Genomic DNA, 11,918 nt, shown 5'->3' with positions numbered 1-11,918 from the left:
CAAAGAGACAAACAAAAAAGACACGTTTTATGAAGTGATGACGATCTTGATTTTGCCTGATGTTTTGCCGGCGAGGTTCAAGGCATCAGCAAGCGTGCCAGATTGGTCAGTTTGGGGTTTGGACTCTTCGCCCTTCGCCCTTGGCTCTTTGCTTTCCGCTTCGAGCGCGGCACGCAGCGCGCCTTCAACCATCTGACCGCAATGGATCTTCATCGGCGGCAACGGGCCGAGCGGCTTGCTCAATTCCTCGGCGGACATGGAGAGCGCCTCCTCCTTGGTTTTGCCGCGGATCAATTCGGTGGCGATGCTGGCGACGGCGATGGCGGTCTGGCAGCCGAAACTCTGGAAGCTTGCCTTGTCGATGACCTTTCTGCCGTCCTTCTCCTTGTACTTGATCCACAGGCGCACCATGTCGCCACAGTCAGGACTGCCGACGGTGCCGACGGCGTCGGCATCGGGCATCTCGCCGAGGTTCTGGGTGTCCGTGAGGGCTTGCTGGAGAGCGGCTTCGTCCATGGTGCTAAATCAGTCTTCGATTTCGATACGATAGCGCGGCAGGCTTGGATCAATGTCGCGGCTGTAGGCATCAATGCCGCCGGAGAGGCATTTCGTTTCGGCGAAGCCGTGGCCGATGAAGTAAGCGGCAGCATCGAGCGAGCGTGAGCCGGTATGATCGTAAAGCACCAGCGTCTGCGTCTTGTCGCCGCTGGTGAATATCTCCTGCACGAGTTCCTGGGTGAGCAAGCGTGCGCCGGGGAGCTTCACGGCTTCATGTTCTTCGCGGGTGCGGACATCGAGGATGATGAGGTCGGTCTTGATGCGGCGGAGCTGATCGAAGTCCTGCGGGGAAATTTGCAGCGAGGCATCGCCTTGATGACTTTCTTGAATGTGCGTCACCGCCTCGGTGATGGGGATGTTTTCATTCCGCTCACACACCTGGGCCAGCGTCTCGCCGGGCTGGAAGCCGCAACTGCGGCAGCCGCCGATGTGGTAATGCGCGAACAAGGCCCGCTGCGCGCCAGGGTAGGCCTGGAGCACCTGGCTCATGGTCATGTCGCCATTCAGGGGTGGAAGTTCAGCGGGGGGCATGGGGGCGGTGAGATTAGACGGTGTGGCGGGCTTGGAAACCGCAAAGTTCATCTAGGCAACGAGGCCGGAGGCGTTAAAGTCGTCCGAATCTGACTTTTCACTCATGAGCGCCCACGAACCTCGCATTCCGGTGCTGCCGACTTTGATGACGGCGGGCAACATTCTCTGTGGCTTCGTCGCCATCCTGCAAATCTTCGACGGCAGGCATCTCGACGAACACCAGCATTACTATTATGCGATCGTGTTCATCCTGCTGGCCTGCCTGTTTGACGCGCTGGACGGCCGTGTGGCGCGCATGGGCGGCACGGAAAGCCCGTTTGGCCGCGAACTCGATTCGCTGGCGGACATTGTCTCCTTCGGCGTGGCCCCTGCCCTGCTGGTGCATGACATCGTGCTGAAGGAGATCGACACGCCCAAAGGCCTCGGCTGGCTGATTTCGTGCGTGTATCTCGTGTGTGGGGCGATGCGTCTGGCGCGCTTCAATTGTCTCGCGGCGGCGGATGTGAAAAGCAGCAGCAAGAGCTTCCGCGGCTGCCCGATTCCGGCGGCGGCGGGCGTGATCTCCTCGCTGACACTGCTGGTCATCTGGCTGGACAGCAACGGCAAGGAAATCGGCAACTGGAAGTATGCCCTGGCGGGCCTGATGGCGCTGTTGTCCTACCTGATGGTGAGCAATCTCGAATACCCGAGCTTCAAGGCGGTGAACTGGCGCACGAAGCGTTCCTTCCACTGGGTGCTCATCAGCATCGTGGTCATCGCCTTCACGGTGATGAACTGGCACTGGATGCCCTCGGTGATCTTCGTGACCTACCTGCTTTACGGACTCGCCCGGCCGTGGGTCTCGCGCAAATGGCGGCAGGAGATCGAGATCGACGCGGAATCAATCGAGATCGATGCGGATGCCGAAACCCTTGTGCTCAACGGCGAACCGGAGCCGTCGCGCCGTTCGGGCCATGACCATGGGGTGCATATTTGATTTGAAACAAAATCGTTTCGCAAACGCCCGGCACGCTCGTAATTGAGCGTTCACCGAACTCTCCATGGCAGACTTTTACCAGCACGCGCGCGTGCCCACCCTTCATCATCTGGCGCACGCGGACAGTTCCGCGCGTGAGAGCGAGATGCTGGAATGGGCGCGGAACAAGCCGGTGGTGCTGCTGCTTCCCGCCCTCTACGCCGAATGCGAGCGCCCCGCGCTGCCGCGCATTTTGGAGGAAGTGTCGCAGGCCGGGCATATCAGCGAGGTCGTGCTGAGCATGAACGGCATGGACGCCGCCGAGCATGAGCGCGCGCTGATTCTTTGCCGGCAGAACTTGAAGGACAAGAAGGCGCATATCCTCTGGAACGACGGCCCGCAGCTCTCCCAAGTGTATCAGCGCATGGAGGAGGCCGGACTGGCCGGTCATCACGCTGGCAAAGGCTCGAACATCTGGATGGGCATCGCTTACCTTCATGCACGCGGCTTCAAAGGCATCATCGTCAGTCACGACACCGACATTTTGAACTACAGCCGTGATCTGCTGTGGCGCCTGTGCTATCCGCTGCTGCACCCGCGCATGGGCTATCACTTTGCCAAAGGCTACTACAGCCGCGTCTCGGATCGTTTGTATGGCCGCGTCACACGGCTGCTGATCTTCCCGCTCATCCAGGCCTGCCGCGATGTGCTGGGCTCCAAGCCGCTGATCGAGCAGCTCGACAGCTACCGCTACCCGCTCTCCGGTGAGTTCGCCGCCGAGATGAATGCCATCGAGCGCTTCAGCCTGCCCGGCGGTTGGGGTCTCGAAATCTCCATCCTGTGCGAGGCTTTCCGCCACCTCCCCGGCGAGCGTCAATGCCAGGTCGATCTCGGCTTTCACTTCGAGCACCGCCACCGCAGCCTCGCGCATGATCAGATCGGCGTGAACGAGCCGGGATTGATCTCCGCCGCTGCCGATGTGGCGCGCTGTCTTGCCTTCCAGGTTCTGCGTGAAGCCGAACCGCGCTCCGCCGAAAGCTTGATGCGCCTCATCATCGAACGCTACCGCCCGCGTGCCGCCGAATGGCTCCAGCGCTACGAGCATGTGGCCCTGCTCAACGGCCTGCGTCACGACCACGCGGAAGAAACCGCCGCCGTCACCGCCTTCGGCCAGGCCTTGGACCAATTGCTGCAAACTTTGGGCGAAGACGGCCTGCGGGTGCCCGCCCTGCGCGAAACTCCAGCCAAAACGCTCGAACGAATCCCAGGCTTGGCCGAGGAAATTCTGGCGAGCGCGACGGTGGTGTGAGCAGCACCATCTCCCCTGCCGCATCTTTTGAAACCATGCCCGGTGACTACGACACCCTTTGCCGTTCCGTGTGGCTGCCGCGTCCTATCCGGGACAAGACGGACCATGCGGCGGCGCTGGCAGCCATTGAACCGCTTTGGGGGCATGAGAAGCAAATGAACAAAGATCAGGCCGACTGGTTTGAACTGGTGGCGGATCTCATCGCCGACTATGAGGCCAACACGGAAAAGAAAACCAAACCGCTACCAGTGACCCAACGCCTGGCCGGACTGCTGGAAACGCACGGCATGACAGCGGCCGACTTGGGACGGCTGCTGGAACTGGAGCCGAGCATGGGCAGCAAGATCGTCAACGGCACACGACAACTGACCACGACGCACATTCGGAAGCTCGCTCGTCACTTCGCCCTGCCTGCGGATTACTTTCTGGAGGTTTGACCACTTTTTAAGAGGTGGCTCGGGACGGGATCGAACCGCCGACACTAGGATCTTCAATCCCATGCTCTACCAACTGAGCTACCGAGCCTCTGACTTGAAGGGCCGCTATTGGAGCATGCTTCAATCCTGGCGCAACGTGTTTTTCGTGCCCTGCGCAGATTGGGCCGAAGGCTCATTTTCCCTTCGCGGAGATCGCGATGAGCGCCCAGCCGATCATGAAGCTCAGGCCGCCCAGCGGAGTGACGGCCCCGAGCCATTTCATGCCGGTGTAGGCGAGCACATAGAGCGATCCGCTGAAGAGGAAAATGCCCGCCAGAAACATGCGCCAGGCCCAGAGCATCGCGGGCTTCGTGCTGGCAAACAACGTCAGCAGCAGCAGAACCACGGCATGCGGCAGATGATACTGCACCGCCGTCCCCCAATGTTCCAATTCGCCCGCAGCCTTGAGCTTGTCATGCACGCTGCCGTGCGCGCCGGAAGCACCGAGGGCGATGGCGAGAAAACCCATGAGGGCGGAAAGACGGAGACGGAAAGGATCGGGCTGCATGGGAAATAATGACGAATGTCGAATGCAGAATGACGAATGGGAGAGTCTGCACAAGCCCGGCCTTTGCCAGTTTCGTCATTCCTCATTCGGATTTTGTCATTTTTTCAAATCCACTCCTTGATCACCCGCCCCGACACATCTGTGAGACGGAAATCGCGGCCTTGGAAGCGATGCGTGAGGCGCAGATGGTCGAAACCGAATTGATTGAGCACCGTGGCATGGAAGTCGTGCAGATCGACAGGATCGCGCACGATGCTCCAGCCAATCTCGTCAGTCTCGCCATAGGTTTGACCGCCTTTGATGCCGCCGCCGGCGGCGAGCATGGTGAAGGCAAAGGGATGATGATCACGTCCGGTGGCGTTCGGATTGCCGCCGCGGTTCTCGCCGAGCGGTGTGCGGCCGAATTCGCTGCCCCAGATGACCATCGTGTCCTCCAACATGCCACGTTGCTTCAAATCCTTGAGGAGCGCGGCGATCGGCTGGTCGGCCATGCCGGCGTTGTAACTGAGTTCGTTGTTGAGGTCGCTGTGATGATCCCAGCTCGCGTGCATGAGGCTCACGAAGCGCACACCGCGTTCAACAAGGCGTCGTGCGAGCAGGCAGTTCTTGGCAAAGGCTTGATACTGGCCCGGCCCGCCGCCGCGCGAGGCTTTGATCGGCGGATCTTTGCGGTTCACACCGTACATTTCGAGCGTTTGCTGACTTTCGTCCTTCAGGTCGATCAATTCCGGCGCGGAGGACTGCATGCGGAAGGCCAGCTCATACGCGGCGATGCGACTGGCGATCTCAGGATCACGCAGATGCTCGTAGCGGCTCTGATTCAACTCCATGAGCGTGTCCAGGCCCTTGCGCTGAAGATTCATCGGGATGCCAGGAGGGTTTTTCAAATTGAGCACCGGCTCACCTTGATTACGGAACAACACACCGGCGTAAGTGCTCGGCAGGAAGCCGCTTTGCCAAAGTGAAGCGCCGCCGCTGGTGCCGCGACCGGCACTGAGCACGACGTAGCCGGGAAGATTGCGCGACATGCTGCCGAGGCCGTAGTTGAGCCATGAACCAATCGTGGGAAGGCCGAATTGCGCGCGACCACAGTGCAGCACGAGCTGGCCGGGATGATGATTGAACTGATCCGTGTGCAGGCTGCGGATCATGAGCCAGTCGTCGGCATGCTTCGCCATGTGCGGCAGCAAATCGCTGAAATCCATGCCGCATTGGCCGTGCTTCGCGAACTTGCGCGGGCTGCCCATCAGCTTCGCGGTCTCTTTGCGGATGAAGGCGAAGCGGACGTTCTTCGTCATGCTCTCCGGCAGCGCCTGGCCGTTCAATTCGTTCAGCTTCGGCTTCGGATCGAACAGATCCATCTGGCTCGGTCCACCTTCAAAGAAGATAAAGATGCAGTTCTTCGCCTTCGCCGGGAAATGCCCAGCCTTCGGCGTCAACGGATCAATCACCGCTCCCGGTTCCATCGCCGAGGCGCGTGAAATAAGCCCTTCCTCCGTCAACAAGGCACCCAGCGCCAGCGCCCCGATGCCATTGGCACTGGTGGTGAGGAATTCGCGGCGTTTTTGAAGAATCTGTTGTTCGACCGGATGCATGTCTTCATAACGTGCCGGGGCCTGCGTTACTAACAGGTGGCTGCACCACAAGCATCATGGCACCAACACCACACGAAACCCGTTGATGGCGGAGCGGTCCTCGGGCAGACGCTTGTCCCTGTAGGATGAAAGCATGGACTCCCGGCCACGACTGAAGAAGAAGTAGGAGGAACCACGCAGCGTGCGATGGATGCGCTCGGCACTGTGCCAATCCTCCACCCACTCCCAGACGCTGCCGCCCATGTCGTAGAGGCCGAAGGAGTTCGGCTCAAAGCTCATGACGGGAGCCGTGGTGGCATAGCCGTCGGTGTAGTCCTCCAGGAACTTTTTCTCTGGAAACTTGGCCTTCCACTCCGTGTCACCCAGGTTCCCGACTCGCATGCTGGTCCGCGGCGGATAGTCCGTGCCCCAGGGAAATTTGTTTGGGTTCTTTTCGACCGTATCCGGCGTGGTGTCCGCGGTCCACTTCTCATCGCGGCCGAGACCCACGGCGATGCTCCACTCCCGGTCGGTTGGCAACCGGTAGGTCTTGCCCTCTTTCTGGCCCAGCCATACGCAGAATGCCTGCGCATCGTCCCAACTCACCCCGACCACCGGGTGACTGTCCTCATGCCCCGCAGGCACTTCCTCTTGCATCTTGTTCTGCCAGGATCCGTCAACGCCCGAGACTCCCGCTGCATAAGCCGCGTAGTCCTGCCGGCGCGTCTCGTGGATGCAGAACAGCACGTCCGTGCCCTTCACGGGGAGGAACTTCATGCCGAGAGTGTTGGTGAAGCCGTTCTTGAGCACAAGAGCGGCGGCGGGGTTGATGGGTTGCACCGAGGGCGGCATGGCGGTCGCTGGAGCGGGACTGGACAGCACCAGCACACACCGGAAGCCGTAGTCGTCGATGCGAGACGAGCGAGGAAGACGGGCGCGGTAGGAGGAGAGCAGCGTGCCTCGCTCGAAGTTCGCGAACGAGGAGCCGCGCGCGACCGGGTCTGTTGGTGCGGCGTTCCCGTCTTCGACCCATTCCCAAACATTGCCGCCCAAGTCGTAGAGGCCCAGCTTGTTCGGTTTGAATCTCATCACCGGAGCGGTGGTGGGGAAGCCATCGGTGTAGTCCTCGATCCCCTGCAGCGCAGGGAAGCTCTCGTGCCATGAGCTGTCAGAGTAGTTGCCGGCTTGATCTTTGGTCTTTGGCGGGAAGTCGCCACCCCACGGGAACTCGGTGCTTTGGGGCTTCTCCGCACGCCCCAGACCCACAGCAAGGCTCCATTCTTCATCCGTGGGCAGGCGATACGTTTTGCCTTCCTTCTTGCTGAGCCACGCGCAGAACGCATGCGCATCCTCCCAGTTCACACCGACCACGGGGTGGTTGTCCTTGTCACCGCACGGGACGCCGTTCTTCTGCTGGTTTTTCCACGAGCCGTCCACGTCAGGCTCCTCTGCAGCATACGCCGCGTAGTCCTGCCTGCGCGTCTCGTGGATGCAGAAGAGCACATCGGTGCCCTTCACAGGCACGAACTTCATGCCAAGGGTGTTGGTGATGCCGTCCTTTGAAGACGCTGGCGCGCTTCCGCCTGCAATAGATGCAACCGGAGCGACGCGTCTTGTGGCGATCTCTTCGCGCAAGGTCTTCACCTTCGTCGCGTCTTCGATCTTGTTGGCCTTGGTGAGTTCGATCACATAGGCGTCGAGCGCCTTGACGTAAATGTCGTAGAGCGGCGCGGCCTTTTTCGCGCGGTCGGCTTCGAGCTTGGCCAAGGCCGTGCGGTAGGTGGCGCGCAGGCTCTTGAGCGACTCGGATGTGTCCGCCGCATCCTCGGCGGGAACGCCGGCACCTTTCTCGATGGCGGCTTTCTCCGCGTCCAGCGCGGTGACTTCCGGCAGGCTGCCTTTGGATTGCGCTGCGGCCCGCGCACGGGCGATGCCGTTGGCGACATAGCTCTGGTTCAACGTGGCGACGGCGGCGAGGAAGGGTTTCTGCGCATCGCTTTCGTAGCGGGCCTGAAATCCGGCTTCGAGTTGCACGAGGCGCGGGTCGGTGGAAGGCGGAGTCGGGATTGCGGGAGGCGGAGTGGCGGGCGCGGCGGGTGCGATGCTGGGCATTGTGGGCGTGGTCGCTGCCACGAGTGATGGGGCAGGCGCAGCCGGGCTTGGGACGACGGTCATCGGTGCCGGGGTGTTGCTCACTGTGGAGTCGGCCGACGCCGACGCGGCCCCAGCAGACAACACACAACGGAAGCCTTGCTTGTCGGCGCGAGAGACGGTCGTGCGGTGACCGCGGTTGGACGACAGCAGACGGTCGCGCTCGAAGTTGCCCCAGGAACCGCCACGCAACACCCGGTCTTTTTGCGAGGCATCAAACCAGTCCTCACACCATTCCCAGACATTCCCGCCCAGATCAAAAATGCCAAAGCGGCTCGGCGGAAAGCTCCCCACAGGTGCCGTCGCGATGAAAGCATCGCGATAACCCGTCAGGGATATCTGGGTCGCCTTGTTGATCTCTTTGCCAATGGTCTCCTCGCCGCTGAAGTTGCCCGCTCCCACGGGCGGGGGCCACACGCTGCCCCAGGGGAACACGTCCGCGAGTTTTCCATACTTCTCCGAGGGCAGCCTAGCCGCGTCTTCGCGCTCGCCGATCCCCACCGCACAGCTCCATTCGTGGTCACTCGGCAGCCGGTAGCGCTCGTTTGCGGCCAGCTTCCCAGCCTTTCGCTCACGCTCAGTCAACCACACGCAGAACGCCTGCGCATCCTCCCAGCTCACATTCACCGCCGGATGCGTGGGGCCTCGCGGAATACCCGCACTCGTCCACTCGCGCTTGGTCTCCTTCACAAACACCCCGAAGTCCTGCATCCGCGTCTCCCACACACTGAAGATCACGCGCTTCCCGACCGTCGGTCCGCCGGTGATAGGCACCGGGACGAACTTCATGCCGAGGGTGTTGATGAAGGGCGCGTCCTTGGTGGCAGTCGCGAGGGGTGAAGAAGATGAGACTGGGGGAGAAGGAGATGGCGAAGCGCTCCCGCCCTGCGATGGCGTGGTCACCACGGATCCGGAACCTTGACCAGCGGGAACTGGCTGAGGCTTCTTCAAAAAGAAGAACGCGCCTGCGGCGATGACCGCGATCACACCCAGCACACCGATCATCATCCCTGCGCCCGACTTCTTCTTCGGCGGTGGCGGTGGGTAGTGGCGCGCAGGCTGCGGCATCCGCTGCTGTGGCTGGCGGGTGCGTGGTGCCTCCCCCTGCGGTGCGGGCACCGCGGCCACCGGAGAGGTGGCCTCCGGGGCGACGTAGGGCGTGGTCAGGATCACATCCAGCGCCTGCCGCATCTCCGCCGAGTTCTGGTAGCGCTCCTCGCGGTCGTGCTGCATCGCCTTCGTGATGATCGGGTCGTAACGCGGGTCCAGCGTGGACCGCAGCACCGACGCGGGCTTGAAGGCGCCGCGTGGAATGTTGCCCGTGAGCATCTGGTAGAGCATCACGCCGACGGCATAGAGATCGGCGCGGCCATCGACCTGTGACCCCAGCATCAACGCCTCCGGCGAGACGAAATCCGGCGTGCCCATCGAAAAGCCCGTCCTGGTGAGGCCGTGACCGCCTGGATCATCAATCTTGGCCAGGCCGAAATCCGCCACCTTCACCGCGCCCGCCATGTTGATGAGGATGTTCGCCGGCTTGATGTCGCGATGGACGATGCCCAGCTTGTGCGCCGCGCCCAAGGCGTCCAGCACATGCGCCGTGATGGCCAGCGCATGCTCCGGCGGCAGTCTGCCTTGCTCCTTCAACAACTGCGAGACATCGCTGCCATCCACATACTCCATGACGAAGTAGAGCTGGCCGGCACTCGTGCTGCCGAAGTCATACACGCCCACCACGCCTGGATGAGCCAGCTTCGCCATGAGACGCGCCTCGTTTTTGAAGCGTTCGGCAAAGCTGGGATCTTCCTGTTCCACCCCCGGCGGCAGGATTTTGATGGCAACCGTCCGGTCGAGATTGGTTTGAACACCGCGATACACCGCGCCCATGCCGCCACGACCGAGGAGCTTTTCAATGGTGTAGCCCGGCATCAGCGCCTGAAGTTCGGCGGCGGTTGGCGGCTCCCAGCGCATGCCCCCGCCCGAGGTACGCGATGACGGCGAACCCGAAGACGCAGGAGCGGGAATGGAATCGTCGGCCATGCGGAGCAGCTTTTACGAAAAACGACGCGGGATGGCAAGCCGCGAATGCTGCGTGAAGGGTAAAGCAACGCCGCACCGGATGACAGGAGCAATCATGGCGTGAGCCATCCAGCACGAGCTTCCGCGATGAACCGCGCCACCAAGGCGAGATCCTTGATCCCAGGCTGTGATTCGACACCGCTGGCGACATCGACGGCGATGGGATGCGTCTGCTGCACGGCCTGACGGACGTTGTCAGCGTTGAGGCCACCGGAGAGCAGGATGTGCTTGTCTGGAAACATCTCTTGCGCACGCACAGCCAGTTCCCACGGAAACGCATGCCCGCCACCGCCATAGGTGCCGGGGTTGTAGGCATCAAGCAGGATGGCAGTGCATGGAAACTCGCCAATCTGCGGCAATGACGCGGCATCGCTCACTTGCAGGGCTTTGATGACGTTCACTCCGCGCTGCATGAGGCGTTCGACATCGCGGGGCGTTTCATCGCCGTGGAGTTGCAGTGCTTGAAACAACTGGCTGGAGATCGCAGCATCGAGCAGGGCATCATCAGGATTCACCAGCACAGCGACAAGGGCGTTTTTCGCCGCCACGTCCTGCAGCGAATCCACTGTGACCGACAACGGCATGTGACGTTTCGATTTGGGCCAGAGATTGATGCCCACCGCGTCCGCGCCGAGCGCAAAAATCTCCGCCGCCTGCTCCGGGCGTGTGATGCCGCAGATTTTGACGCTGTGACGATGTGGATCAGGAAACATGCTGTTACAGAGGCGGAAAAGCAGGATTGGTGCGCTCGGGCAGCAGCGAGGCAGTCAGCGAGAGCAGCACGTCGAGCTTGGGCGGCAACGGCATGCTGCCGCGCACACGCACGTCGCGCTGGAGTTCCTGAAAGCGCAATGAATCCGTGGGGCGCATCAGGAAGATCACTGGAGGCGCGGTGTGGACGCCGCGATGCACCAAGGGATAGGCTTTGCTCAGCAGACGGTCGAGCATGTCGCCCGTCATGTCCGGCAACGGCAGGGAAAACAAAAACAGCGAGTACTCACGGCGCAGGGCCATTTCAAAGGCACGCTCGCCACTGGGCGCGTCATCGACCTCGCAAACACGGAAGGCCATGAGGGCTTCGCGAATGACGCGGCGATAAGGCAGGCTTTCCTCCGCCAGCAGCACTCGTGGAACGGCAGGTGTGGCCGGGTCAGGTGTCATGGAAAGCGCTCTCAGCTTTCAGGATACACCGCCACTGCCATGACGCCCTCGCTGGGCAGCCAGCCGACGACTTCCGCGCGCTTGAGCGGCTTCGAGGAGGCGCCCATGCCCTTGCGCACGGTTTCCAGCACTTTTTTCTGCGTGTCCTCGGTCGCAGCGGAGCCGAAAAGGCCCGCGAGATCGGTCAAAACAAGCGCGGAAGCATTCACACCACCAGCAGTGGTCACCGGCGTGCGGGTCTGGCCGCAGGCAAGAATCGCCTCACGAATCGCCTCCGGCGTCATGTCCCCGGAGACAACGATCAGACGGCGCAGGCGCGTTTCAGCCGTGGGCGTCTGCACGATCGAAATGGGAGCCGCGGCCACCGCATCACTCACGGGCGGCTTGATCGACTTCGAGGGCTTCAAGAAGCCACGCGGGCCGTTGGCATTGAAACCAGCTCCAGCGCCCAGCGATTGCGGCAAAACCGGCTCTTCCGCATGGGATGCGGCAGAACAGAGAACCAGGCAGACGAGCAGTCGGGAGGTGGGGAAATTCACAGGCGGGCGCGTTTTTATCATGCCGCCTTTCCCATGACAATCATAAAGATGGTCCAGCCCGAACAAACTGCCGCCAG

Annotated in this window: 11 protein-coding genes and 1 tRNA gene; 3 read left to right on the top strand and 9 right to left on the bottom strand. The window is 61.6% G+C overall.

Annotation, left to right across the window (positions count from 1 at the left end; all coding sequences use genetic code 11):
• Positions 1 to 27: 27 nt before the first annotated feature.
• Both U1A53_RS19020 and U1A53_RS19015 read right to left on the bottom strand, forming a co-directional pair.
• Positions 28 to 516, bottom strand: coding sequence for an iron-sulfur cluster assembly scaffold protein (locus tag U1A53_RS19020; RefSeq protein WP_322283434.1), 489 nt, complete (start codon positions 514 to 516; stop codon positions 28 to 30).
• Between the two features lie 9 nt (positions 517 to 525).
• Positions 526 to 1,089, bottom strand: coding sequence for a rhodanese-like domain-containing protein (locus U1A53_RS19015; protein WP_322283433.1), 564 nt, complete (start codon positions 1,087 to 1,089; stop codon positions 526 to 528).
• Between the two features lie 103 nt (positions 1,090 to 1,192).
• On the opposite strand from U1A53_RS19015, the gene pssA reads away from it, so the two are divergent.
• The 3 genes from pssA (at position 1,193) to U1A53_RS19000 (ending at position 3,790) form a co-directional block, all read left to right on the top strand.
• Complete coding sequence (gene pssA / locus U1A53_RS19010; RefSeq protein ID WP_322283430.1) at positions 1,193 to 2,065, top strand: CDP-diacylglycerol--serine O-phosphatidyltransferase; 873 nt, start codon at positions 1,193 to 1,195, stop codon at positions 2,063 to 2,065.
• Between the two features lie 64 nt (positions 2,066 to 2,129).
• Positions 2,130 to 3,353: a hypothetical protein gene (locus tag U1A53_RS19005; RefSeq protein ID WP_322283429.1), complete on the top strand. Its 1,224-nt coding sequence runs from the start codon at positions 2,130 to 2,132 to the stop codon at positions 3,351 to 3,353.
• Positions 3,354 to 3,388: 35 nt separating this feature from the next.
• Positions 3,389 to 3,790 (top strand): hypothetical protein, encoded by a 402-nt coding sequence (locus U1A53_RS19000; RefSeq protein WP_322283427.1) that lies wholly within the window; start codon positions 3,389 to 3,391, stop codon positions 3,788 to 3,790.
• Positions 3,791 to 3,805: 15 nt separating this feature from the next.
• Here U1A53_RS19000 and U1A53_RS18995 read toward each other — a convergent pair.
• From U1A53_RS18995 to U1A53_RS18965, 7 genes are all read right to left on the bottom strand, one after another.
• Positions 3,806 to 3,878, bottom strand: a tRNA-Phe gene (locus U1A53_RS18995).
• Positions 3,879 to 3,962: 84 nt separating this feature from the next.
• Positions 3,963 to 4,337: a DUF423 domain-containing protein gene (locus U1A53_RS18990; RefSeq protein WP_322283425.1), complete on the bottom strand. Its 375-nt coding sequence runs from the start codon at positions 4,335 to 4,337 to the stop codon at positions 3,963 to 3,965.
• A gap of 104 nt (positions 4,338 to 4,441) precedes the next feature.
• The gene (locus U1A53_RS18985; protein ID WP_322283423.1) at positions 4,442 to 5,932 is read right to left on the bottom strand and encodes a DUF1501 domain-containing protein; all 1,491 of its coding nucleotides are present in this window, start codon (positions 5,930 to 5,932) and stop codon (positions 4,442 to 4,444) included.
• A gap of 54 nt (positions 5,933 to 5,986) precedes the next feature.
• Complete coding sequence (locus tag U1A53_RS18980; protein ID WP_322283421.1) at positions 5,987 to 10,102, bottom strand: SUMF1/EgtB/PvdO family nonheme iron enzyme; 4,116 nt, start codon at positions 10,100 to 10,102, stop codon at positions 5,987 to 5,989.
• A gap of 92 nt (positions 10,103 to 10,194) precedes the next feature.
• The gene (locus tag U1A53_RS18975) at positions 10,195 to 10,854 is read right to left on the bottom strand and encodes a phosphoribosylanthranilate isomerase (protein WP_322283419.1); all 660 of its coding nucleotides are present in this window, start codon (positions 10,852 to 10,854) and stop codon (positions 10,195 to 10,197) included.
• A 4-nt stretch (positions 10,855 to 10,858) separates the two neighbouring features.
• Entirely contained in the window at positions 10,859 to 11,302 is a 444-nt protein-coding gene (locus U1A53_RS18970) for a hypothetical protein (protein WP_322283417.1), read from the bottom strand.
• A gap of 11 nt (positions 11,303 to 11,313) precedes the next feature.
• A complete protein-coding gene (locus tag U1A53_RS18965) occupies positions 11,314 to 11,841 on the bottom strand; it encodes a hypothetical protein (RefSeq protein WP_322283415.1) in 528 nt (175 codons plus the stop codon).
• Positions 11,842 to 11,918: the final 77 nt, after the last annotated feature.

The sequence above is a fragment of the Prosthecobacter sp. genome, assembly GCF_034366625.1.
Lineage (GTDB): Bacteria > Verrucomicrobiota > Verrucomicrobiia > Verrucomicrobiales > Verrucomicrobiaceae > Prosthecobacter.
This window is presented reverse-complemented; position numbering and strand designations above follow the sequence as displayed.